At 74.0% G+C, this 24310-nt stretch carries 19 protein-coding genes; 7 read left to right on the top strand and 12 right to left on the bottom strand.

What is annotated here, in order from left to right; genetic code table 11:
• Window positions 1-15: 15 nt before the first annotated feature.
• The 5 genes from IF651_RS03315 to IF651_RS03295 form a co-directional block, all read right to left on the bottom strand.
• Window positions 16-969: an aldehyde dehydrogenase family protein gene (locus IF651_RS03315; protein ID WP_191827672.1), complete on the bottom strand. Its 954-nt coding sequence runs from the start codon at window positions 967-969 to the stop codon at window positions 16-18.
• Complete coding sequence (locus tag IF651_RS03310) at window positions 969-2462, bottom strand: aldehyde dehydrogenase family protein (RefSeq protein ID WP_191827671.1); 1494 nt, start codon at window positions 2460-2462, stop codon at window positions 969-971. Before IF651_RS03310 ends, IF651_RS03315 begins: the two co-directional genes overlap by 1 nt.
• 23 nt (window positions 2463-2485) lie before the next feature.
• Window positions 2486-3493: a deoxyribose-phosphate aldolase gene (gene deoC / locus IF651_RS03305; protein ID WP_191827670.1), complete on the bottom strand. Its 1008-nt coding sequence runs from the start codon at window positions 3491-3493 to the stop codon at window positions 2486-2488.
• 64 nt (window positions 3494-3557) lie between these two features.
• On the bottom strand, window positions 3558-5429 hold the full coding sequence (locus IF651_RS03300; RefSeq protein ID WP_191827669.1) for a phospho-sugar mutase: 1872 nt from the start codon (window positions 5427-5429) through the stop codon (window positions 3558-3560).
• Window position 5430: 1 nt separating this feature from the next.
• A complete protein-coding gene (locus IF651_RS03295) occupies window positions 5431-6282 on the bottom strand; it encodes a purine-nucleoside phosphorylase (RefSeq protein WP_191827668.1) in 852 nt (283 codons plus the stop codon).
• Between the two features lie 67 nt (window positions 6283-6349).
• Here IF651_RS03295 and IF651_RS03290 point away from each other — a divergent pair, with 67 nt between their 5' ends.
• Window positions 6350-7795 (top strand): NAD(P)H-quinone dehydrogenase, encoded by a 1446-nt coding sequence (locus tag IF651_RS03290; protein WP_338403744.1) that lies wholly within the window; start codon window positions 6350-6352, stop codon window positions 7793-7795.
• A gap of 21 nt (window positions 7796-7816) precedes the next feature.
• On the opposite strand, the gene IF651_RS03285 is transcribed toward IF651_RS03290, so the two are convergent.
• A complete protein-coding gene (locus IF651_RS03285) occupies window positions 7817-8290 on the bottom strand; it encodes a hypothetical protein (RefSeq protein ID WP_191827666.1) in 474 nt (157 codons plus the stop codon).
• A 141-nt stretch (window positions 8291-8431) separates the two neighbouring features.
• On the opposite strand from IF651_RS03285, the gene IF651_RS03280 reads away from it, so the two are divergent.
• Entirely contained in the window at window positions 8432-9577 is a 1146-nt protein-coding gene (locus IF651_RS03280) for a low temperature requirement protein A (RefSeq protein ID WP_191827893.1), read from the top strand.
• 29 nt (window positions 9578-9606) lie between these two features.
• Here IF651_RS03280 and IF651_RS17945 read toward each other — a convergent pair whose 3' ends face one another.
• Complete coding sequence (locus tag IF651_RS17945; RefSeq protein ID WP_191827665.1) at window positions 9607-11664, bottom strand: endonuclease/exonuclease/phosphatase family protein; 2058 nt, start codon at window positions 11662-11664, stop codon at window positions 9607-9609.
• A gap of 192 nt (window positions 11665-11856) precedes the next feature.
• Between IF651_RS17945 and IF651_RS03270 the strand changes: the two genes are divergently transcribed.
• Genes IF651_RS03270 through IF651_RS03250 form a run of 5 tightly spaced genes read left to right on the top strand, consistent with a single transcriptional unit; the run spans window position 11857 to window position 18241 of the window.
• The gene (locus IF651_RS03270; RefSeq protein WP_422110434.1) at window positions 11857-13401 is read left to right on the top strand and encodes a CoA-acylating methylmalonate-semialdehyde dehydrogenase; all 1545 of its coding nucleotides are present in this window, start codon (window positions 11857-11859) and stop codon (window positions 13399-13401) included.
• Window positions 13402-13416: 15 nt separating this feature from the next.
• On the top strand, window positions 13417-14835 hold the full coding sequence (locus tag IF651_RS03265; protein WP_191827664.1) for an aspartate aminotransferase family protein: 1419 nt from the start codon (window positions 13417-13419) through the stop codon (window positions 14833-14835).
• On the top strand, window positions 14832-15668 hold the full coding sequence (locus tag IF651_RS03260; RefSeq protein ID WP_191827663.1) for a nitrilase-related carbon-nitrogen hydrolase: 837 nt from the start codon (window positions 14832-14834) through the stop codon (window positions 15666-15668). Before IF651_RS03265 ends, IF651_RS03260 begins: the two co-directional genes overlap by 4 nt.
• 43 nt (window positions 15669-15711) lie before the next feature.
• Window positions 15712-17148 carry a dihydropyrimidinase gene (gene hydA / locus IF651_RS03255; protein ID WP_191827662.1) on the top strand — a complete coding sequence of 479 codons (1437 nt, stop codon included), beginning with the start codon at window positions 15712-15714 and terminating at the stop codon, window positions 17146-17148.
• A gap of 28 nt (window positions 17149-17176) precedes the next feature.
• Window positions 17177-18241: a TIGR03842 family LLM class F420-dependent oxidoreductase gene (locus IF651_RS03250; RefSeq protein WP_191827661.1), complete on the top strand. Its 1065-nt coding sequence runs from the start codon at window positions 17177-17179 to the stop codon at window positions 18239-18241.
• Window positions 18242-18251: 10 nt separating this feature from the next.
• Here IF651_RS03250 and IF651_RS03245 read toward each other — a convergent pair whose 3' ends face one another.
• The 5 genes from IF651_RS03245 to IF651_RS03225 all read right to left on the bottom strand — a co-directional run bounded on the left by IF651_RS03245 (window position 18252) and on the right by IF651_RS03225 (window position 24197).
• Window positions 18252-18788: an NUDIX domain-containing protein gene (locus IF651_RS03245; RefSeq protein WP_191827891.1), complete on the bottom strand. Its 537-nt coding sequence runs from the start codon at window positions 18786-18788 to the stop codon at window positions 18252-18254.
• A gap of 9 nt (window positions 18789-18797) precedes the next feature.
• On the bottom strand, window positions 18798-20600 hold the full coding sequence (locus tag IF651_RS03240; RefSeq protein WP_338403742.1) for an ATP-binding protein: 1803 nt from the start codon (window positions 20598-20600) through the stop codon (window positions 18798-18800).
• 148 nt (window positions 20601-20748) lie between these two features.
• Window positions 20749-21453 carry a Maf family nucleotide pyrophosphatase gene (locus tag IF651_RS03235; protein WP_191827660.1) on the bottom strand — a complete coding sequence of 235 codons (705 nt, stop codon included), beginning with the start codon at window positions 21451-21453 and terminating at the stop codon, window positions 20749-20751.
• A gap of 94 nt (window positions 21454-21547) precedes the next feature.
• The gene (locus IF651_RS03230; protein WP_191827659.1) at window positions 21548-22468 is read right to left on the bottom strand and encodes an AEC family transporter; all 921 of its coding nucleotides are present in this window, start codon (window positions 22466-22468) and stop codon (window positions 21548-21550) included.
• A gap of 7 nt (window positions 22469-22475) precedes the next feature.
• The gene (locus IF651_RS03225) at window positions 22476-24197 is read right to left on the bottom strand and encodes a DUF885 family protein (RefSeq protein ID WP_191827658.1); all 1722 of its coding nucleotides are present in this window, start codon (window positions 24195-24197) and stop codon (window positions 22476-22478) included.
• Between the last annotated feature and the right edge of the window lie 113 nt (window positions 24198-24310).

Here is a 24310-nt window from a genome sequence, read left to right as displayed (position 1 = left end):
GTCCCGCGGCGGGGGTCAGATGCCCTTGGGGTGCCAGACCGTCTTGGTCTCGGTGAACGCGAGGATGCGCTGCGGGCGCGGGGCCTCGGTCCAGTCCGGCTCGGCGTCGTTCCCGCGGCGGTCCGTCGCGGGACGCAGGACACGCTTGACCGAGTCGGCGGCGGCGGCCTCGAGCTCTCCCCAGCCGATGCCCGCGACCCCCGTGGCACCGTCGAGGCCCACGGCGCCGGCGAGGTCCATCGCGTCGACGTCCCGGTGGGAGGCGAGCGGCGGAGCGAGCTCCGCCGCTCGGCCGGTGAGGACGTTCACGACGCCGCCCGGGACGTCCGACGTCGCGAGCACCTCCGAGAGGGTGACGGCCGGGACCGGGCGCTGCTCGCTCGCGACGACGACCACGGTGTTGCCGGTGACGAGAGGCGGAGCGATCGTCGAGACGAGGCCGAGCAACGACGAGCGCTGCGGCGCGAGGACCACGACGACGCCGGTCGGCTCGGGTGACGAGAGGTTGAAGTACGGTCCGGCGACGGGGTTCGCCGCCCCGGCGACCTGGGCGATCTTGTCCGTCCAGCCCGCGTACCAGACCCACCGGTCGATCGCCTCGGACACCGCGAGCTCGGCCTGGCGGGCCGTGAGCCCCTCGCCCGCACCGACCTCGGCGACGAGCTGGTCGCGTCGGCCCTCGAGCACCTCGGCGACGCGGTAGAGCACCTGACCGCGGTTGTAGGCGGTCGCCGCCGCCCAGCCGGCCTGCGCGGCGCGCGCCGCGACGACCGCCTCGCGCGCGTCCTTGCGCGAGCCCTGCGCGACGTTCGCCAGGAACCGGCCCTTCGCGTCGAGGACCTCGTACGTGCGGCCCGACTCGCTGCGCGGGAACTTCCCCCCGACGTACAGCTTGTACGTCTTGCGCACGCTCAGCCGCTCGGACGTGCCGGCCGTCGTGGCGGTGGATGCCCTCGTCGTGCGCGCCATCAGTACGTGCTCCCCTCGATCAGGTAGGACGCCAGCCCGTGCCGACCGCCCTCACGGCCGTAGCCGGACTCCTTGTAGCCGCCGAACGGGCTGGTCGGGTCGAACCGGTTGAACGTGTTCGACCACACGACACCGGCCCTCAGCCGGTCGGCCATCCAGAGGATCCGCGAGCCCTTCTCGGTCCAGATCCCGGCCGAGAGCCCGTAGGGCGTGTTGTTGGCCTTCGCGACCGCCTCCGCGGGCGTGCGGAACGTCAGGACGCTCAGGACGGGGCCGAAGATCTCCTCGCGCGCGATCCGGTGCGCCGCCGAGACGCCCGTGAACAGGGTCGGAGCGAACCAGTACCCCGACGACGGCAGGTCGCACGCCGGGCTCCAGCGCGTCGCGCCCTCGGCGACGCCGGCCTCGGTGAGCTCGGTGATGCGCGCGAGCTGCTGGGACGAGTTGATCGCGCCGACGTCGGTGTTCTTGTCCATCGGGTCGCCGACGCGCAGCGTGCCGAGGCGGGACTTGAGCCGCTCGACGAGCTCCTCGGCGATCGTCTCCTGGACGAGGAGGCGCGACCCCGCGCAGCAGACCTGGCCCTGGTTGAAGAAGATGCCGTTGACGATCCCCTCGACGGCCTGGTCGATCGGCGCATCGTCGAACACGATGTTCGCGGCCTTGCCGCCGAGCTCGAGCGTCGCGTGCTTGCGCGACCCCGCGATCTCGCGCGCGATCCGCTTGCCCACCGCGGTCGATCCCGTGAACGCGACCTTGTCGATGCCGGGATGTCCGACCAGCGCGGCCCCCGTCGCGCCGGCGCCCGTGACGATGTTCACGACGCCCGGAGGGAGCTCGGCCTGGCGCAGCACGTCCGCGAACAGCAGCGCCGTGAGCGGAGTGGTCTCGGCGGGCTTGAGGACCACGGTGTTGCCCGTCGCGAGCGCCGGCGCGATCTTCCACGCCAGCATGAGCAGCGGGAAGTTCCACGGGATGACCTGGGCCGCGACCCCGTGCGGGCGCGGGTCCGCGCCGTACCCCGCGTGCTCGAGCTTGTCGGCCCAGCCCGCGTAGTAGAAGAAGTGCGCGGCCGCGGTCGGCACGTCCACGTCGCGCGACTCACGGATCGGCTTGCCGTTGTCGAGCGTCTCCAGGACCGCGAACTCGCGCGACCGCTCGGCGAGCAGCCGTGCGATGCGGAACAGGTACTTGGCGCGCTCGCGGCCCGGCATCGGCCCCCAGACCTTGTCCTGGGCGCGGCGGGCCGCCCGCACCGCGCGGTCGACGTCGGCCTCGGTGGCCTCGGCGACCTCGGCGAGCACCTCCTCGGTGGCCGGGTTCACCGTCTTGAAGGAACCGTCGTCGGACGCGGCGCTGAACGCACCGTCGACGAACAGCCCGTACGAGGACCGGATGTCGACGACCGCGCGCGACTCCGGCGCCGGGGCGTACTCGAACGCCGCCGCGGCGGCGCTGCTGGTGCTGCTGGTCGTGCTGGGCTGGCTGGGCATGTGCAGGTGTCCTCGGGTTCCGCTCAGTCGACGGTCACGTAGTCGGGGCCCCAGTAGGCGCCCGTGGCGAGCTTGTTGCGCTGCATCAGCACGTCGTTGAGGAGCGACGACGCACCGAACCGGAACCAGTCCGGGTCGAGCCAGTCGGGCCCGGCGACCTCGTTGACGGCGACGAGGTACTTGATCGCGTCCTTCGAGGTGCGGATGCCGCCCGCAGGCTTGACGCCGACCTGGACGCCCGTCTGGGCGCGGAAGTCGCGCACGGCCTCGAGCATCACGACCGTCACGGGCAGCGTCGCCGCGGGGGAGACCTTGCCTGTGCTCGTCTTGATGAAGTCGGCGCCCGCGAGCATCGCGAGCCACGAGGCGCGTCGCACGTTGTCGTACGTGGCGAGCTCGCCGGTCTCGAGGATGACCTTGAGGTGCGCGTGACGTCCGCCGGCCCGGCACTGGGCCCGCACCGCGACGATGTCGTCGTAGACCTGCTCGTAGCGCCCGGAGAGGAACGCGCCGCGGTCGATGACCATGTCGATCTCGTCGGCACCGGCATCCACCGCCTCGCGGGTGTCGGCGAGGCGCACGGCGCGGCTCGCGCGGCCGGAGGGGAACGCGGTCGCCACGGCCGCGACCTTCACCCCGGTGCCGGCCAGCGCCTCGACGGCGACCGGGACGAGGTCGTTGTACACGCACACCGCCGCGGCGGACGGGCACGACGCGTCGTTCGGCTCGGGCCGGACCGCCTTCGCTGCGAGCGACCGCACCTTTCCCGGGGTGTCGGCACCTTCGAGCGTCGTGAGGTCGACCATGCGGACGATCGTGTCGAGCGCCCACGCCTTGGCCGTCGTCTTGATCGACCGGGTGCCGAGCATGGCCGCGCGGCCGTCGGCACCCACCCTGTCCACCCCGGGCAGGCCGTGCAGGAAGCGCCGCCACGCGGCGTCGTCCAGGGACGTGGAACCCGTCACGGACCGCGCCGACTCGGCGACGTCGGCGGGGGAGCGGTCGCTGAGACCGGTGGCCGTCGTGCTCATCCCACCAGGCTACGTCGTGGACCGCGCCCGTGGTGCCGGACCTCGCGCTCGGCGGAGCTGCGGGTCACAGACCGAGCGCGCGGCGCATGTCCGCCTGCACGCGCTCGAGGCGCTCCTGGGCGAACGCCCGCGCCGCGGTGAGGTCGTCGTGCGACGCGTCGGGAGCGACCGGGACGACGACCTCGAGGTAGCACTTGACCTTCGGCTCCGTACCGCTCGGTCGGACGACGACGCGCGTCGAGTCCGCGGTCAGGAGCCGCACGCCGTCCGTCGGCGGCAGCCCGTCGAGGCCGTCGGACAGGTCGGCGACGCTCGACACGCCTGCACCACCGAGCGAGCGCGGTGGCGTCGAGCGGAGATGGGCCATCGTGTCGCTGATGCGGTCGAGGTCGTCGAACCGCGCGGAGAGCTGCCCGCTGACGTGCAGGCCGTGCGCGCGCGCGAGGTCGTCGAGCGCGTCGACCAGGGAACGGTCCTGGGCCGCGAGCCGGTTCACGAGCTGCGCGACGAGCAGCGCGGCGCTGATCCCGTCCTTGTCCCGCACGCGCTCAGGGTCCGCGCAGTACCCGAGAGCCTCCTCGTACCCGAATGCCAGCCCGTCCACGCGCGAGATCCACTTGAAACCGGTCAACGTCGTCTCGTGCCGGAGGCGATGGGACGCGGCGATCCGCGCGAGCAGTCGGGACGAGACGACGGAGGACGCGAGCACCCCGCCGGTCGCCGAGCGTGCCACCCGTGCGGCGGCGTCCTCACCCAGCAGCGACCCGACCTCGTCGCCGTGCAGCGTGCGCCAGCCGTTCGACCGGGCCGTCTCGGCCCCCTGGTACGTGCCGACCCGCCGGTCGTAGACCGCCACCGCGCACCGGTCCGCGTCGGGGTCGTTGGCGATCACGACGTCCGCGTTCGCGTCCTGCGCGTAGGCGAGCGCGAGGTCCATCGCGCCCGGCTCCTCGGGGTTGGGGAACGCGACGGTGGGGAAGTCGGGGTCGGGGTCGACCTGCTCCTCCACCTCGATCACGTCGCGGAAGCCGGCCTCGCGCAGCACGCGCGCGAGCACGCCGGCGCCGACACCGTGCAGCGCGGTCGTCACCACCCGGACCCGCCGGGGCGCGCCGTCGGACAGCGCGACGACGGACGCGACGTACGCGTCGACGAGCTCCGGCCCCAGCACGGTCCACCCGTCCGACGCGCGGGGTACCTCGCGTGCGGGCCCCACGGTCGCGATGGCCGCGGAGATCTCCGTCTCGGTCGGCGGGACGAGCTGGGCACCCTGGCCGGCCCCGGTCACGACCCGTCCGCCCAGGTAGACCTTGTAGCCGTTGTCGGCCTTCGGGTTGTGGCTCGCGGTCACCATGATCCCGGCGTCGGCACCCAGGTGGCGCACGGCGAAGGCCAGGACCGGCGTCGGCAGCGCGGACGGCAGGACGAGGGCCTCGACGTCGGCCGCCGCCAGGACGGCGGCGCTGTCGCGGGCGAACGTGCGCGACCGGTGGCGGCCGTCGAAGCCGATCACCACCCGCGGGCGCGGTCCCGCTGCCCCGCCGAGCGACGACCACAGCCACGACGACAGGCCCGCGGCCGCGCGCACCACGACCGCCCGGTTCATCCGGTGCTGCCCCGCGCCCATCCGGCCGCGCATGCCCGCGGTCCCGAACTCGAGCGGGCCCGCGAAGCGGTCGCGCAGGTCCGCGAGCGCCGCGCTGCGCACGTCGTGCCGGCGCGGGTCGGGCGAGTCCGCGAGCTCGAGCAGGTGGAGCAGCTCGCGCTGGTCGTCCGCGTCGACGTCCGCGTCGATCCAGGCCGCGACACCCTCGAGGAACCGCGCGTGGGAGCTCCCCGGGTCGAACGACGGGTCGTCGGCCGCGTCGACCGAGGATCCCGACGAGGCCCGTCCTGCGTCCCGGCCCGTCCGCCGGGAGGTGGTTCGATCCGTCATGTCACACCCGCTTCGCGATGTCGGCCAGGAGGGAGCTGATCCGGGGGCCCGCGACCTGGCCGGCCTCGATGACCTCGGCGTGCGACAGCGGCGTCGGGCTGATGCCCGCCGCCAGGTTCGTCACGAGCGACAGGCCCAGGACCTCGAGCCCGGCGTGGCGGGCGGCGATCGCCTCGATGGCGGTCGACATCCCGACCATGTCCGCGCCGAGCGTGCGCAGCATGCGGATCTCGGCCGGCGTCTCGTAGTGCGGTCCGGGCATCTGGGCGTACACGCCCTCTCCCAGCGTCGGGTCGACGTCGCGCGCGAGCGTGCGCAGTCGCGGGGAGTAGAGGTCGGTCAGGTCGACGAACGTCGCGCCCTCCAGGGGGCTGCGCGCGGTGAGGTTGAGGTGGTCCGCGAGGAGGACGGGTGTGCCCGCCGGCCGGTCGGGGTCGAGCCCGCCCGCGCCGTTCGTCAGGATCAGCGTCTCGACCCCGGCCGCGGCGGCCGTGCGGACCGGGTGCACGACAGCGCGCACCCCCTTGCCCTCGTACAGGTGCGTGCGCGACCCGATCACGAGCGCGAGGCGGACGGACCCGTCTGCCCGCTCGACCCGGATCGAGCGCGTCACCGGGAGATGCCCGGACACGGTGGGTGCGGCGAAGCCCGGGATCTCGTGCGTGGGGATCTCGGCGACGACGTCGCCGAGGAGCTCGGCGGCGCCGCCCCACCCGGATCCGAGCACGAGCGCCATGTCGTGCCCGTCGATGCCCGTGGCCCGGGCGATGTGCTCGGCTGCGGCGCCCGCGACCACGAACGGGTCGGTGGCGGGGTCGTCGAGCGGGGGTGTGCTCGGTGGCGTCGTCGTCATCCCGCCAGGCTAGTGCGAACCCGGCGGGATGACGCGGCGGGACCCGGTCTCCTGCCACACTGTGCGGGTGACGAACGAGACCAGGGCAGACCGGAGCACGCGCATCGTCATCGTGGGAGGAGGCCCGGGCGGCTACGAGTCGGCGCTCGTCGCACGGCGCCTGGGCGCCGAGGTCACGGTCGTGGAGCAGCACGGCATGGGCGGCGCGGCCGTCCTCACGGACGTCGTCCCGTCGAAGACCCTCATCGCGACCGCCGACTGGATGACGATCGCGGACCGCGCGTCCGAGCTCGGCATCCGCCTGCCCGCCGAGTCCGCGCCGGCCGAGGGTGCGGCGGCGCGCCGGCACATCGTCGACCTCGAGGCCGTCAACACACGTGTCATGGCGCTCGCGGCCGCACAGTCCGCCGACGTCCGTGCACGGCTCGAGCGCGAGGGCGTGCGCATCGTCGTCGGGACGGGCCGCCTCGACGGCCCCGAGCGCGTGGTCGTCGACGGCGCAGGGACCGACGACGGCTCCGACCTCGTGCTCGACGCCGACGTGGTGCTCCTCGCGCTCGGCTCGACACCGCGTGTCCTGCCCACCGCGCAGCCCGACGGCGAGCGCATCCTCACCTGGACCCAGCTGTACAACCTCAAGCAGCTCCCGGAACGGCTGATCGTCGTCGGTTCGGGCGTCACCGGCGCCGAGTTCGCCGGTGCGTACAACGCGCTCGGATCGGACGTCGTGCTCGTCTCCAGCCGCGACCGGGTGCTTCCCGGCGAAGACCCGGACGCCGCCGAGCTGCTCGAGGACGTGTTCCGCGCCCGCGGGATGACGGTCGTGTCGCGCACGCGCGCCGAGTCCGCGGTGCGCACCGAGGACGGGGTCGAGGTGACGCTCTCGGACGGCCGGGTGGTCCAGGGCTCGCACGTCCTCGTGGCGGTCGGCTCGATCCCGTCCACCCGCGGGGTCGGTCTGGAGGAGTCCGGGGTGCGCCTCACGGCGTCCGGCCACGTCGAGGTGGACAAGGTCTCGCGCACCTCGGTGCGCGGCGTGTACGCCGCGGGCGACTGCACGGGCGTCCTGCCCCTCGCGTCCGTGGCCGCGATGCAGGGCCGGGTCGCGATGTCGCACGCGCTCGGCGACGCCGTCAGCCCGCTCAAGCTGCGCGGCGTGGCCGCGAACATCTTCACCGCTCCCGAGATCGCGACGGTCGGCTACGACGAGAAGCAGCTCCGGGAGCAGCAGAGCCGCTACGTCACGTCGATGCTGCCGCTCACCCGCAACCCGCGCGCGAAGATGCTCGGCATGCGCGACGGCTTCGTCAAGCTCTTCGCGCACCGCGACACGGGCATCGTCCTCGGCGGGGTCGTCGTCGCGCCGCGCGCGAGCGAGCTGATCTTCCCCGTGGCGCTCGCGGTGTCCCACCGCCTCACGGTGGACGACGTCGCGTCGTCCTTCACCGTCTACCCGTCGTTGTCGGGGTCGATCGCCGAGGTGGCGCGCATGCTGCACCACCGCGAGGTCTGAGGGGGCCCGCGGGCCGCCGGGTCACACCGCCGCGTCGAGGCGGAGCGTGCCCTGCTCGTACCGGAGATCGGTGACCTGGAGCCCGGGCAGGCTGCGCTCGAGCGCGCCGGCGAGCAGCGCCTGCACGTCGACCGCGACGCGCGCGTCGGGCAGGACGCGCACGGCGTCGGGCGGCAGGCCCTTGGCGGTGAGCGCGCGCCGGGCCGGTCCCTCGACGAACCCGAGGAGCTTGTGCGCCGGCAGCCCGGCGGCGTTCGCCTCGATCGCGAGCACCGCCGTGCCCGCGACGACCGACTCGACGCGCGCCGTCGCGCGCACGACGGGCACGAGCCGTGCCGCCAGGCGCAGTGCCGACGGCGGGTCCGGGACCTCGCGGAGGTCGACGACGACGCGCACCTCGTCGCCCTCGCTCGTCACGGAGCGGACGAACGGCGGCAGCCCGCCCGTCGCCCGGGCCAGCTCGACGGCCTCGGTCACGCTCAGCTCGATACGCACCCGGCGACCCTACCGCCGGGTGGCGCCGGGAGGTCTCCGGGACGGCACGCCGGGACGGGGCGGTGCATGGCACGATGCTGCGATGAGCGAGGGGTCCGAGCGGTGACGACGATCCGGACGCGGACGGCGCGCCTCGTCCCGATGCGTCCGCGCGACCCGCACGAGCCGGGCCGCTCCGCGAGCACGCTCGAGCTGTTCTTCGACCTCGTCTTCGTCGTCGCCGTCAGCATCGCGTCGTCGCAGCTCCACCACGCGTTCGTCGAGGGCCACGTGGGCGAGGGGCTGGCCGCGTACGCGGTGGTGTTCTTCGCGATCTGGTGGGCGTGGATGAACTTCACGTGGTTCGCCACGTCGTTCGACACCGACGACTGGCTCTACCGGCTGCTGACGATCCTGCAGATGGCGGGTGTCCTGGTGCTCGCCGCGGGGATCGAGCCGGTCTTCGCCGAGCAGGACTGGACGGTGGTCGTCCTCGGGTACGTGGTGATGCGCGTCTCGATGGTCGCCCAGTGGCTGCGGGCGTCGCACGGGGCGGGCGCCGCGCGCCGCACGACCCAGGCCTACGCCGTGGGCATCGCGGTCCTCCAGGTGTGCTGGCTCGCGATGCTCGCCCTGCCCGACGGAGCGACGCGCGTGGTCGCCGTCGTCCTCGTGCTCGCCGAGGTCGCGGTGCCGGTCGTCGCCGAGCGTCGCGGCACGACGCCGTGGCACCCGCACCACATCACCGAGCGGTACGGCCTGTTCACGCTGATCCTGCTCGGCGAGAGCCTCCTCGCGTCGGCGAACGCGGTCATCGAGGCGCTGCACGACGACCAGGCGGTCGGCCCGTTGATCGGGATCGCGGTGTTCGCTCTCGTCGGGACGGCCGCGCTGTGGTGGATCTACTTCTGGCCGCCCCACCACGCCGCGATCGGCAGCCTGGGCCGGTCGTTGCGCTACGGCTACGCGCACTACCTCGTGTTCGCCGCCGCGGGCGCGTTCTCGGTGGGGATTGAGGTGGAGATCGACGCGCTCACGGGTCACGCCGACCTGGGCGACGTCGCGACGTCGCTCACCGTGACGGTCCCGGTCGCGCTGTTCGTGCTCGGCATCTGGTGGATCGCGATCCGGCAGAGCGCGGACCGGGTCGTCAACACCCTCCTGCCGCTCGGTGCCCTGCTCGTGCTGGTCGTCGCGCTGGGGCCCGTCCCGGTCGTCGTCACCGCGCTGATCCTGGTGGCGATGGTCGTCCTCCTCGTGCTCCGGCCGCCGGTCGGCGCGCGCGAGCACGGGGCCCCGGCGACGTAGCACCGAGCTGCACGAGACAGCACGAGGCGCTACGACGTCCGGATCTCGGCCACGAGCGGTCGGTGGTCGGACGCCGTCACGTCGAGCACGTCGACCGAGCGGAACGTCAGGGGCGGGGACCCGAACACCCAGTCGATGCGGTGCGCGGGCGCGACGGACGGTGACGTCAGCGCGTCGGGGTCGCCCGCGACGTCCTGCCCGCTCTCGAGGCCCTGGTCCTCGACGACCGTGATCTCGTCCCACCCGGGCTCGGAGTTCAGGTCTCCCGCGAGCACGTAGGCGCCCTCGACCGGCTCCTGCGCGAACAGCGCGTCGAGCTGGTCCAGGCGCGTCGGCGTGCTCTCCTCCCGGTGCTGGAGGTGCACGGACGTGACCCGTACCCCGAGCCCGCTGGAGTCCGACGTCGCGGAGATGGCCGAGCGCTGCTGCGGTCCCTGCCCGTACGGCAGCGCGTGGAGGACCACGTCGTCGAGCCCGCCGCGCTCCGGGTCCCACAGGATCGCGTTGCCGAACTGCCGGTCCGCGGCGGGCGCGAAGACGACACGCATGCCCGTCTCCCGCGCGAGATACGTCGCCATGTCGGCGCCGCCGCCCAGCACCCAGCCGCGCGACACCTCCTGCAGGGTCACGACGTCCGCGCCCGAGGACTCGATGGTCGCGACCATCTCGTCGAGGCGCACGGACGGGTCCGCGCTCACGCCGTAGTGCAGGTTCCAGTCCAGCACCGTCGTGGTGCCCGGCGCCTGCGCGTACGAGACGTCGTCGGGGCCGCCGTCCACGTGCACCTGCGTGACGCCGACGGCGGCGAGCACGCCCACCGCGCCCGCGAGCGCGAGCGGCAGCGCGCGTTCGTCCGCTCCGGCCGTCGACGGCGCGGCGAGGTCGTCGGCCGGTGCGCGCCGGGCCCGGAGCCCGACGGCTACGGCGGGCACGGCGACCAGGAGCGCCGCGGCGACCGGGACCCAGCCGTTCGGGACCGGCAGCGGCACGTCGTAGTCGAGCTGGAACCCGAGCAGGGGCACCACGGCGCCCAGACCCGCCACGGACGCCGTCCCCGCGAGGCGACCCCACGTCACCGCACGCGCGGGCCGGGTCAGGCAGAGCGCGAGCGTGCGTCCGGCGACGGGCGCGCACGCCGTGAGCAGCACGAGCAGCGCCCACCCGCCGAGGTCGCCCGGACCGTCCAGGCGCGGGACGGCGAGGAACGTCACGGCGACTCCCACGACGAGCAGCCCCGGCGAGATCCACGATGCTGCGAGGAACCGGGCGCGTCCTGGTCGCGCCGCCCACGGCACGAACCACGCGACACCGAGCCCGGCGACGGCGAGCGCGACGACCGCCGCGGTGAGCGACACGCCCGACTGCGAGGCGACGAACGCGGGGTTGGCGAACGTCTGGACCCCGAGCGCGAGGAACGGCCCCAGCACCCACAGTGCCCGGGTCCCCGGGAGCGCGCCGCGCCCGCGCACCGTCCAGGCGCACGCTGTCGCCGCGACGGCCACGACGAGCGTGAGCACCCACGCGCCGACGTCGCCGCGCCAGTACGCGTCCCACGTACCCAGCGTCGTGCTGAGGGCGGCCGCGAGGAGCGTGCCGAGCGTCACGCCCAGCGCGACGGTCGTACCGCGCGCGAGCGTGGAGCCCGCCTCCGTCCCCGTCTCCGTGCCCGTCCCGGTCTCGGCGGTGGGCGACGCCGTGCCGCTCGCGAACGCCGCGACGACGACGAGGACCGCGACGGCCAGAGCGACGGCGGCCAGCCCGACGCCGTAGCGCACGAGACCGAGGTCCGCACCGCCGGCGATCGCGGTGCCGAGCCACTGCAGCGCGAGCCGCGCCACGACGAGCGACACCACCGCGAACAGCACGACCTTGCCCGTGATCTCGAGGCGCGCGGCGATCATGACGACGAACAGGCCGGGAGCCGCGTACGTCGCGAGCGCGGTCAGCGCGGCGGTCTCGACCCCCGACGCGAACGCGTGGTCGAGCAGCGGCCCGCTGGCCCGGACCAGCTCCACGACCAGGGCGGTGACGAGCACGAGGAGGACGAGGACCACCCGGTCCTCACGGCGACGCGGCGCTGCACTCACGCGAGCAAAATACCGGCACCCGCAGGCTCGCGCCTACGCGGCACCGTTCCGCCGCCGCCCCCCGGCCCTGCGCCAGGCCTCTCCGCGAGCCCGGTTCCCGGTGTGACCAACGCCACTCTCGAGGCGGATCCGTGCCATGCTGGTCTCTCGGCCGCGACGGCACCACGACCTCGGCACGAGGGGAGGCAGACCGTGGACGGCACCATCGACGTGGCACGCGAGGCGCGCGCTCCGCTCACGGCGGGCGTGGGCCACTGGATCGGCGGTGCCCCGGTGGTCGACGGCGGGAGCCGGGACGCCCCGGTGCACGACCCGGCCACCGGCCGCGTCACCGGCCGGGTCGCGCTCGCGTCCGCCGCCGTCGTGGACGGCGCCGTGGCCGCCGCGCGGGCGGCGTTCCCCGCGTGGCGCGCGACGAGCGTCTCGCGGCGCGTCGAGATCCTGTTCGCGTTCCACCAGCTCCTCGTGGAGCACCGGGACGAGATCGCTGCCGTGGTGAGCGCCGAGCACGGCAAGGTGCTGTCGGACGCGGCGGGCGAGGTGGCCCGCGCGCTCGAGTGCGTCGAGTTCGCGTGCGGGATCGGCCAGCTCCTCAAGGGCGGGTACAGCGAGCAGGCGTCGGCGGGCGTCGACGTCCACGAGGTGAGGCAGGCCCTCGGCGTCGTCGCGTGCATCACGCCGTTCAACTTCCCGGCCATGGTGCCGCTGTGGATGATCCCGAACGCGATCGCGTGCGGGAACACGGTCGTGCTCAAGCCGAGCGAGCGCGACCCGTCGGCCTCGCTCGTCGTCGCGCGGCTGCTCCAGGAGGCCAGGCTCCCCGACGGGGTCGTCAACGTCGTGCAGGGCGACCGCGTCGCCGTCGAGCGGCTGCTCGAGCACCCGGACGTCGAGGCCGTGAGCTTCGTCGGGTCGACGCCGGTCGCGCGCCACGTCTACGAGTCGGCGACCCGGCACGGCAAGCGCGTCCAGGCGCTCGGCGGCGCGAAGAACCACATGGTCGTGCTGCCCGACGCCGACGTGGACGTCGCGGCCGACGCCGCGGTCTCCGCGGCGTACGGCTCGGCGGGCGAGCGGTGCATGGCGGTGTCCGTGCTCGTCGCCGTGGGCGGCGTGGCCGACCCGCTCGTCGAGGCGATCCGCGAACGCGTCGTGCGCCTCGTCGTCGGCCCGGGGGACGACCCCGCGTCCCAGATGGGGCCGCTGATCACCGCGGAGCACCGCGACCGCGTGGCCGCTCGCGTGGGCACCGCCGCCGACGAGGGAGCGACGCTCGTGGTGGACGGACGGGTCGTCCCGGAGGGTGCCGCGGGTGGGAGCGGGGGGTTCTTCCTGCACCCGACGCTCGTGGACCACGTGCGGCCGGAGCACACGGTGTACCGCGAGGAGATCTTCGGCCCGGTCCTGTCCGTGGTCCGGGCGGACACGTACGAGGAGGCCGTGGGCCTGGTCAACGACAACCCCTACGGCAACGGCGCGGCGATCTTCACGCGCGACGGCGGGGCGGCGCGCGCGTTCGAGGTGGACGCGCGCGCGGGCATGATCGGCGTCAACGTCCCGATCCCGGTCCCGGTCGGCTACTACTCGTTCGGCGGGTGGAAGAGCTCGCTGTTCGGCGACCTGCACGTCTACGGTCCCGAGAGCGTGCAGTTCTACACGCGCACGAAGGTCGTCACGACACGATGGCCCGACCCGGCGACGTCGGCGGTCGACCTCGGCTTCCCGCGGACGCGGTGAGGGCGGGAGGCGCCGATGACGACGGAGGAGCTCGCCCGCGGCACGTCGCGCACGCGCGGCGACGACCGGTTCGTCTTCCACTCGTGGTCCGCACAGGGCGCGATCTCCCCGCTCCCCGTCGCGGGCGGTGCGGGCGCCTGGTTCTGGGACGAGGACGACAACCGCTACCTCGACTTCGCGTCCCAGCTCGTCAACCTCAACCTCGGGCACCAGCACCCGCGCCTCGTCGCCGCGATCCAGGCGCAGGCCGCGCGGCTCGCGACGGTCGGCCCGACGTTCGCGAACGACGTGCGGGGCGAGCTCGCGCGGCTCGTCACGGAGCGCGCTCCCGGCGAAGCCGCACGACCGGTCTCGGGACCGGGTGCGGACGACCGGCGCTGGCGGGTGTTCTTCACGAACGGCGGGGCGGACGCCGTCGAGAACGCGGTGCGCCTCGCGCGCCTGCACACCGGGCGGGCGACCGTGCTCGCCGCGTACCGCTCGTACCACGGGAACACGACCACGGCGATCTCCCTCACGGGCGACCCGCGGCGCTGGCCCAACGAGGTCGCGCCCGACCCGCACGTGCGCCACTTCCTCGGCCCGTACGCCTACCGGTCGGCGTTCGGCGCACGTGACGACGCCGAGGAGGGCGAGCGGGCCCTCGCCCACCTGCGCGAGGTCGTGCAGCTGGAGGGCCCGGGGAACGTCGCGGCGATCCTGCTCGAGACGATCGTCGGGACGAACGGCGTGCTGATCCCGCCGGACGGCTACCTCGCCGGGGTGCGCGCGCTGTGCGACGAGCACGGGATCCTCCTGGTGACCGACGAGGTCATGGTCGGCTTCGGACGCGTCGGCGAGTGGTTCGCCGTCGACCGCTGGGGGGTCGTGCCCGACCTCGTGGTCTTCGCCAAGGGCGTGAACTCCGGCTACGTGCCGCTGGGCGGCGTGGTCATCGGCGAGCACGTCGCGCGGACGTTCGACGACCGCGTCTTCCCCGGCGGGCTCACCTACTCCGGTCATCCGCTGGCGTGCGCGGTCGGGGTCGAGTCGATCCGGGTCTTCGAGGACGATCAGATCCTCGAGCGCGTCCGGCGGCTGGGCGCGGACCTGATCGGCCCGCGGCTGCGCGAGATCGCCGACCGGCACCCCAGCGTCGGCGAGGTGCGCGGGCTCGGGTTCTTCTGGGCGATCGAGCTCGTGCGCGATCAGGGGACGCGCGAGCCGCTCGTGCCGTTCAACGCGAGCGGGCCGGCGGCCGCGCCGATGGCCGCCGTCGTCGCCGCGATCAAGGAGCGCGGCGTCTGGCCGTTCGTCCACTTCAACCGGCTGCACGTCGCACCGCCGCTCGTCACGTCCGCCGCCGACCTCGAGCACGGTCTCGCCGCGATCGACGCCGCGCTCGACGTCGCCGACGACCACGTCGGGACACCCAGGACGAAGGAGAGCTCATGACCACCGTGCGCGCCGCGCTCACGCAGGTCCGCTGGACCGGCGACAAGGAGTCGATGATCGACGCCCACGAGACGTACCTGCGCGACGCCGCCGGGCAGGGCGCCCGGCTCGTGTGCTTCCAGGAGCTCTTCTACGGACCGTACTTCTGCCAGGTGCAGGACGCCGCGTACTACGCGTACGCCGAGTCCGTCCCCGGGCCCACGGTCGAGCGGTTCTCGGCGCTCGCCGCCGAGCTCGGGACCGTCGTCGTGCTGCCGGTCTACGAGGAGGAGCAGCCCGGCGTCCTGTACAACACCGCGGCGGTCATCGACGCCGACGGGCGCTACCTCGGCAAGTACCGCAAGACCCACATCCCGCACGTGCGCGGGTTCTGGGAGAAGTTCTACTTCCGCCCGGGCAACCTCGGCTACCCGGTGTTCGACACCGCGGTCGGGCGCGTCGGCGTGTACATCTGCTACGACCGCCACTTCCCGGAGGGGTGGCGCGCGCTCGGCCTGAACGGGGCCGAGATCGTGCTGAACCCGAGCGCGACGAGCCGCGGGCTGTCCAACTACCTGTGGCGGCTCGAGCAGCCCGCCGCCGCGGTCGCGAACGAGTACTACGTCGGGGCGATCAACCGCGTCGGGATCGAGGACCTCGGCGACGACGACTTCTACGGCACGTCGTACTTCGTCGACCCCGAGGGCGCGTTCGTCGGCGACCCTGCGGACGACCACGACGAGGAGCTCGTCGTCCGCGACCTGGACCTGGACCTGCTGCGCGTCGTGCGCGACCGGTGGCAGTTCTACCGCGACCGCCGGCCCGACGCCTACGACGACCTCACCCGGCCATGACCCGGGGGAAGCCACGCGGGACCTCACGAGGGGAGCCACGAGCATGCCGCACACGCTGATCCGCGGAGGGACCGTCGTCGGGCCCACGGGCTCGACGCTCGCCGACGTGCTGGTCGACGGCGAGCAGGTCGCCGCGCTGCTGCGGCCGGGGGACACGAGCCTCGGCGCCGACCTCGCCCAGGACGCCGAGCGCGTGATCGACGCGACCGGCAGGTACGTGATCCCGGGCGCTGTCGACTGCCACACGCACATGGAGCTCCCGTTCGGCGGGACGGCCGCCTCCGACACGTTCGAGACCGGGACACGCGCCGCGGCGTGGGGCGGCACGACGACGATCGTCGACTTCGCGGTCCAGCGCACCGGCGAGCGCGTCCAGGACGGCCTCGCCGCCTGGCACGAGAAGGCCGCCGGGCAGTGCGCCGTCGACTACGGCTTCCACCAGATCCTCGGCGGCGTCGACGACGACGCGCTCAAGGCGATGGACGAGCTGGTCACCGAGGGGATCACGAGCTTCAAGCTCTTCATGGCGTACCCGGGCGTGTTCTACAGCGACGACGGGCAGATCCTGCGCGCGATGGGCAAGGCGCGCGACAACGGGTCGGTGATCATGATGCACGCGGAGAACGGCATCGCGATCGACGCGCTCGTGCGCCAGGCGCTCGACCGCGGCGACACCGCGCCGTACTTCCACGGCACGACGCGCCCGTGGGAGACCGAGGAGGAGGCGACGCACCGCGCGATCATGCTCGCGCGCCTGACCGGCGCGCCGCTGTACGTCGTGCACATGTCCGCGAAGCAGGCCGTCGAGACCCTGGCGCGAGCCCGCGGCGACGGGTACAACGTGTTCGGCGAGACGTGCCCGCAGTACCTCTACCTCTCGCTCGAGGAGCAGCTCGGCGCGCGGAGCGAGGAGTGGGGGGACTTCGAGGGCGCCAAGTGGGTGTGCTCGACGCCGTTGCGCTCGCGGGCGGAGGGCCACCAGGACGAGCTCTGGCGGTACCTGCGCACGGGCGACCTGTCCGTCGTGAGCACCGACCACTGCCCGTTCTGCATGAAGGAGCAGAAGGAGCTCGGACGCGGCGACTTCTCGAAGATCCCCAACGGGATCGGGGGCGTCGAGCACCGGCTCGACCTGCTCTACCAGGGCGTCGTCGACGGCAAGATCTCGCGCGAGCGCTGGGTCGAGCTGTGCTGCACGACGCCGGCCCGGATGTTCGGGCTCGACGGCCGCAAGGGCGTGCTCGCCCCGGGCGCCGACGCCGACGTCGTGGTCTACGACCCGGCCGGCCGCACGTCGATCGGGTACGGCGCGACGCACCACATGAACATGGACCACTCGGCGTGGGAGGGCTTCGAGATCGACGGGCACGTCGACCTCGTCATGTCGCGGGGGCGTGTGCTCGTCGAGGACGGTGCGTACCACGGGAGCCCCGGGCACGGGCAGTTCCTCAAGCGCGGGCTGTCGGCGTACCTGCGCTGAGGGCGCGGGTACCGGGAGGGGAGGGCGCGTGGACCTCGGGGTGGTGCTGCAGAACGACCCGCCCGCGTGGCGGGTCGTGGACCTCGCCCGGCAGGCGGAGACCTACGGGTTCAGCCACGTGTGGACGTTCGACTCGCACCTGCTGTGGGAGGAGCCGTTCGTCGTGTACTCCCAGATCCTGTCGGCCACGCACCGCGTCACCGTCGGTCCGATGGTCACCAACCCGGCGACGCGCGACGTCACCGTCACCGCGTCGCTCTTCGCGACCCTCAACGAGATGTTCGGCAACCGGACGATCTGCGGGATCGGGCGTGGCGACTCCGCGGTGCGCGTCATCAACGGGCGCCCCGTGACGGTCGCCGAGCTCCGCGAGGCGATCCACGTCATCCGCGGGCTCGCGTCGGGAGAGGCCGTCGAGTACCGCGGCTCGACGCTCCGACTGCCCTGGAACCGGGACTCGCGTCTGCCCGTGTGGGTCGCGGCCTACGGCCCGCGCATGCTCGCGCTCACGGGCGAGGTCGGCGACGGATTCATCCTGCAGCTCGCGGATCCCGACGTCGTCGCATGGTCGGTCGCGGCGGTGCGTGCTGCCGCCGAGCGGGCCGGGCGGGACCCCGGCGAGGTGAGCGTCTGCGTGGCCGCGCCCGCCTACGTGACGGCGCCGACGGACGGCGAGGCCGGTCGACGCGCGCTCGCCCACGCCTACGACCAGTGCCGCTGGTTCGGCGGGATGGTCGGCAACCACGTCGCCGAGATGGTCGCGCGCTACGGGCCGGGCGGGACCGAGGAGGCCGCGGGAGGGCGGATCCCGGACGCGCTCACGGCGTTCGTGGCGGGCCGCGAGGGCTACGACTACAACGAGCACGGTCGCGCCGGGAACTCGCACACGGGTTTCGTCACCGACGAGATCGTCGACCGGTTCTGTCTCGTCGGCCCCGCGGAGCACCACGTCGAGAGACTGCGTGAGCTCGCGGGCCTCGGCGTCGACCAGTTCGCGCTCTACCTCCAGCACGACGCGAAGGACGAGACGTTGCGCGCCTACGGCGAGACGATCGGTCCGGCGGTGCGCGGCCTGTCCCGGGCCCGGGAGTAGGGCGAGGGGATCAGGTCGACGCCGCGCCCTCGAGCAGGGCGCGCAGGTCCGGCCACGCCTGGGCGAACGCCGGCAGCAGGTCGAGGTCCGCGACCTCGTCCAGCGCGACCCAGCGCACCTCGACGCTCTCCGCGTCGGTCGCCCGGGGGGCGAGGTCCGAGCCGGGTGCCGTCAGGGCGACGATCGTGGTGTACCGCCACGGGCCGTGGTCCAGGACGCGCTGCCCGACGACGCGCACGTCGTCGGGCGCGATCCCCGCCTCCTCGCGGGCCTCGCGCAGCGCGCCCACCTGGGCGCTCTCGTCCGGGGCGACCGCGCCGCCCGGTACGCCCCACGTACCGCCCTGGTCGCTCCACGGTGCGCGGTGCTGGAGCACGACGTCACGCACGACGCCGTGGGCGTCGACCCGGCCGAGGAGCAGGCCCGCGGCCCCGTGCAGACCCCAGTGCCGGCGGCCGCAGTCGCACTCGACCCACCCGTCGCCGGGCTGCAGGTGGCGGGGGAGCGGGCGCTCGGCGTCGGCCGGGTCGCGCGGCGCCGTGGGGATGGGCACGGATCAGTCGACGATCTCGCAGATGGCGGTCCCCGAGCTGACGCCCGCACCGGCGGTCGCGGTCAGGGACCGCACGGTCCCGGCGCGGTGCGCGAGCAGCGGCTGCTCCATCTTCATCGCCTCGAGCACGACGACGAGGTCACCCTCGGCCACCTGTGCGCCGTCGGCGACCGCGACCTTGACGATGGTGCCCTGCATGGGAGAGGCCAGCGTGGTGCCCGCTGCGCCGCCGGTGGTGCGGGCTGCGGTGCGGCGCGCGGGTCGTCGCGCCGCGTTGGCACTGCGCGCACGGCCGGCGGCCATCCCCAGGCCCGCGGGCAGCACGACCTCGAGCCGCTTCCCGCCGACCTCGACCACGACCCGCTCGGTCGCGAGGGGCTCGTCGTCGTCGTCGGCGTCGGCCTGCGGGGCCGACGGCGCGAGGGCGGCGAGCTCGGCGGTGAACTCCGTCTCGATCCAGCGGGTGTGGATGCTGAACGGCCCGTCGCCCGCGGGGACGAACGCCTCCGCGTCCAGCACGGCGCGGTGGAACGGGACGACGGTCGGGATGCCCTCGATCTCGAGCTCGCGCAGCGCGCGGCGCGCGCGCTCGACCGCCTCGCGGCGCGTCGCGCCCGTGACGACCAGCTTGGCGATCATGGAGTCGAACGCGCCGGAGATCGTGTCGCCCTCGACGACGCCCGAGTCGATGCGCACGCCCGGCCCGGACGGGAACCGCAGGGTGGTGATGCGGCCCGGCGAGGGCAGGAAGTTCGCGGCCGGGTCCTCGCCGTTGATGCGGAACTCGAGCGAATGACCTCGGGTGGTCACCGTGCTGTAGCCGAGCGGCTCGCCGGCCGCGATGCGCAGCTGCTCGCGCACGAGGTCGATGCCGGTCACCTCCTCCGACACCGGGTGCTCGACCTGGAGGCGCGTGTTGACCTCGAGGAACGAGATGGTCCCGTCGGCACCGACGAGGAACTCGCACGTCCCCGCTCCGACGTACCCGGCCTCGCGCAGGATCGCCTCGGACGCCTTGTACAGCTCGGCCTCCTGCGCCGCGGACAGGAAGGGTGCGGGCGCCTCCTCGACGAGCTTCTGGTGACGGCGCTGCAACGAGCAGTCGCGCGTGGAGACGACCACGACGGTCCCGTGCTCGTCCGCGAGGCACTGGGTCTCGACGTGGCGGGGGGTGTCGAGGTACCGCTCGACGAAGCACTCACCACGGCCGAACGCCGCGGTCGCCTCCCGCACCGCCGACTCGAACAGCTCGTCGATCTCGTCGGCGGAGCGGGCGACCTTCAGGCCGCGGCCTCCGCCGCCGAAGGCGGCCTTGATCGCGACCGGCAGCCCGTGCTCGGCGGCGAACGCGTGGATCTCCGACGCGTCGGCGACCGGGTCCGACGTGCCGGGGACGAGCGGTGCGCCGGCTCGCTGGGCGATGTGCCGTGCGCTGACCTTGTCCCCCAGGGCGTCGATCGCGGCCGGCGGCGGACCGATCCACGTCAGGCCGGCGTCGATGACGGCCTGGGCGAACCCGGCGTTCTCCGCGAGGAACCCGTAGCCCGGGTGCACCGCGTCGGCACCGCTGCGCCGCGCGACGTCGAGCAGCTTGGCGACGTCCAGGTAGGTGTCCGCGGCGCGCGCCCCGTTGAGCGCGAAAGCCTCGTCGGCGAGCCGCACGTGCACGGCCTGGCGGTCCGGGTCGGCGTAGACCGCGACCGAGCCGACGCCCGCGTCGGCGCACGCTCGGGCGATCCGGACGGCGATCTCGCCGCGGTTGGCGATGAGGACCTTGGTCACGGGGCGGGGGGAGTTCGCGGGCACGGCTCACGGTAACGCGTGCCCGGACCGCCGATCACGCTCCGCGCCCCGGGTCGATCAAGATTGGAGAACAGGCCAACGCGCACCGAGGGCGTTTGTGGGAAACCCACATGGCGACCGGGCTTGACGGCCAGGATCGACGTGCCTGTTGTCAGCCGTCCACAACTGTGCTGCCGTCGGCCTGCCATCGGCCGGCCCGCAGCTCGTGCCAGGACACGCCCACCTCGCCCAGCAGCTCACGCAGCAGCGGCAGGCTGATGCCCACCACGTTGTGGTGGTCGCCCTCGATCCGTTCGACGTACGGACCGCCCAGGCCGTCGATCGTGAAGGCGCCCGCGACGTGCAGCGGCTCGTCGGTCGCGACGTAGGCATCGATCTCCGCATCGGTCAGCTCGGCGAAGTGCACGGTGGTCGACGCGGTCGCGCCGAACGTCGCGCCGGTGCCGCCGTCGCGCAGGTCGATCATCCAGTGGCCGGTGTGGAGGACACCGCGCCGGCCGCGCATCGCACGCCAGCGCACCCGGGCGTCGTCGGCGTCGGTCGGCTTGCCCAGGACCTCGCCGTCGAGCTCGAGCATGGAGTCGCACCCGACGAGGAGGGTGGGCTCGCGGTCGGACCCGTCGCCGTCGCCGTCGTCGTCGGCCTCGGCCTCCAGGACGCGCGCGACCTCCTCGGCCTTCGCCTGCGCGAGGACGAGCACCGCGTCCACCGGGGCGAGCTCGCCGAAGCGGTCGGCGGCGGAGCGCAGGACGGCGTCCTCGTCGACGCCCGACACACGGACCAGGGGCTCCACGCCCGCCGACCGCAGGGTCGCGAGGCGGGCCGGGGAGCGGGAGGCGAGGACGAGTCGGAGCACTCGCGCAGACTACCCGCACGGGGCGGGCGAGAGCGCCCGCGAGGGCGGCCCGTGCGAGCGCGGAAGGTCCTCGGGCGTCTGCCCGGCCCGGGCCTCAGGCGAGCAGCAGGGCGACGACGACGAGCACCACGGGCGCCCCGACCGTGGTGACCAGGACGGTGTCGCGCGCCAGGATCTCCCCGCGGCCGAACCGGACCGCGTAGTTGTAGACGTTCTGGGCGGTGGGCAGCGCGGCCAGGGTCACCGCGGACGCGACCGCGGCGGGGTCCAGACCGAGGACGTAGCGCGCGACGAGGAAGGCGACGACCGGCATGACGACGAGCTTGGTCGCGGACGCGACGGCGATCGCGGCACGGGGCTGGCCGCGGCGCAACGGTCGTGACCCGTGCAGCGACATCCCGAACGCCAGCAGGATCATCGGGATCGCGGCACCCCCGAGGATCTCGAGCGGTGCCATCACCGTGACCGGTGGTGCCCAGCCGGTCAGCGAGACGACGGCGCCCGCGAACGAGCCCAGGATGATCGGGTTGCGCACCGGCTGGCTCACCACGAGCCGCCAGGACGTGCGACCGCTCGTCGTCGCGTCGAGCACCAGCAGCGTGATCGGCGCCAGGACGAGCAGCTGCAGCAGGATCACCGGGACCACGACCGTCGGGTCGCCCAGCACGTAGACGGCGACCGGCAGCCCGATGTTGTTCGCGTTCACGTAGCCGGACGCGACGGTGCCCACGGTGGCCTCGGGGGCGGGCAGCCGGAGCCACCACCTGTTCGCCACGACGAACACCGCCCCCGCCGCGAGCGCGCACGCCGCGGCGACCACGAGCGGCGCCTGGACCAGGCGGGCGACGTCCGAGGTCGCGAGCACCGTGAACAGCAGCGCGGGGCTCGCGGCGAAGAAGCCCACCCGGTTCAGGACGGTGCCCGCGTCCGGACCGCCGATCCGCAGGCGCGCGCTGAGGTATCCGGCGGCGACGATCACGCCGATGATCGCGAACCCGGTGAGGACGGCTCCCATCGAGGCGTCAGGCGAGCGCGTCGCGCAGCACGTCCAGGCCCACCGAACCCAGCCCCAGCGCCCGGGCGTGGAACGCCCGGACGTCGAACTCCTCGCCCCGGGCCTCCGCGGCCGCGCGGGCCGCGTCGCGCGTGGACTCCCACAGTCGCTGCCCGACCTTGTACGACGGCGCCTGGCCCGGCCAGCCCAGGTAGCGGTCGAGCTCGAACCGCACGAACGACTCGGGCATGTTCACGTTGGCCGACAGGAACGTCCACGCCTTCTCGGCGTCCCAGGTCCCGCCGCCCCACTGCTCCGGGGCCGGGAGGCCGAGGTGCACGCCGATGTCGAGCACGACGCGTGCGGCGCGCATGCGCTGCGCGTCGAGCATGCCGAGCCGGTCGCCGTCGTCGTCCAGGAACCCCAGGTCCGCCATGAGGCGCTCGGCGTACAGCGCCCAGCCCTCGCCGTGCCCGGAGACCCAGCACGCGAGCCGGCGCCACGAGTTGAGGGTCGCGCGCGCGAACACGGCCTGGCCGCACTGCAGGTGGTGGCCGGGGACGCCCTCGTGGTAGACCGTGGTCCGCTCGCGCCACGTGTTGAACTCCGTGACGTCCGCGGGGACCGACCACCACATCCGCCCCGGGCGGGAGAAGTCGTCGCTCGGCGGCGTGTAGTAGATCCCGCCGGTCTGGGTCGGGGCGATCAGGCACTCGAGGTCACGGACGGGCGCGGGGACGTCGAAGTGGGTGCCGTCGAGGGCCTCGATCGCCGCGTCGGAGGTCTCCTGCATCCACCGGCGCAGCGCGTCGGTGCCGTGGAGCGTGCGGGTCGGGTCGGCGTCCAGCACGGCGACGGCGTCCTCGACGCTCGCGCCCGGGCCCGCGATCCGGCGTGCGACCTCCTCCTGCTCCGCGACGACGCGCGCGAGCTCCTCCAGGCCCCACGCGTAGGTCTCGTCCAGGTCGACCTCGGCGCCGAGGAACGTCCGGGAGAGCAGCGCGTACCGCTCGCGGCCCACGGCGTCCTGCGCGGGCGCGAGCGGGGCGAGGTCCGTCTCGAGGAAGTCGGCGAGCCGCGCGTACGCGTCGCGCGCCGCGGCCGCGCCGCGCTCGAGCTCGGCCCGGACGAGCGAGCACGCCGCCGACTCGTCGAGGACGGCCGCCGCCTCGGGGCCCGACACGAACGTCGTGAAGAACGAGGTCGCGGGGTCGGCGAGCTCGCGCGCCTGCTCCGCCCCGACGCGCACCTGGCGGATCGCCGCGACCCTGCCCCGCCGCGCGGCCTCCGACAGCGAGGTCACGTAGCCCTCGACCGCGCCCGGCAGCGCGTTCAGCCGGGCCGCGACGTTCTCCCACGCCTCGACGGTGCCGGTCGGCATGAGGTCGAACACGTCCCGCAGCTCCTGGACCGGCGACGCGATGTTGTTGAGGCTCGCGAGCGTCTCGCCCGCGTCGTGCAGCTCGACCTGCAGGCCGACGCGCTCGCGCATCGCGGCGAGCGTCACGCGGTCGACGTCGTCGACCGGTTCCAGGCCGTCGAGGGCGCGGAGCACCGCGCGGTCCGCCTCGGCACGCGCCTCGTGCCCCGCGGGGGACAGGTCGGTCATGAGGTGGTCGTAGCCCGTCAGGCCCATCGCCGTCGCGCCGAGCGGGTCGAGCTCGGCCGCGCGCGTCGTGTACGCCTCGGCGACGGCGTCGACCGCCGACGGGGGACGGGTGGGTTCCGGGGCCGGGGTGTGTGTGCTCACGGGCACGAGGGTACGCGCGGGCCGGTTCACCGACCGTTCACCGACGTGCACCTGACGTTCGTCCGCAGCCCGTGTCGTGGCCGCCCTCCCGACACCTCGCGCTCCTACGTTCG

Origin of the sequence: Cellulosimicrobium arenosum (assembly GCF_014837295.1) — a bacterium.
In the GTDB taxonomy this organism is placed as follows: Bacteria; Actinomycetota; Actinomycetes; order Actinomycetales; family Cellulomonadaceae; genus Cellulosimicrobium; species Cellulosimicrobium arenosum.
The sequence above is the reverse complement of the archived record's forward strand: the minus strand, read 5'-3'. Positions and strand labels throughout refer to the sequence as shown.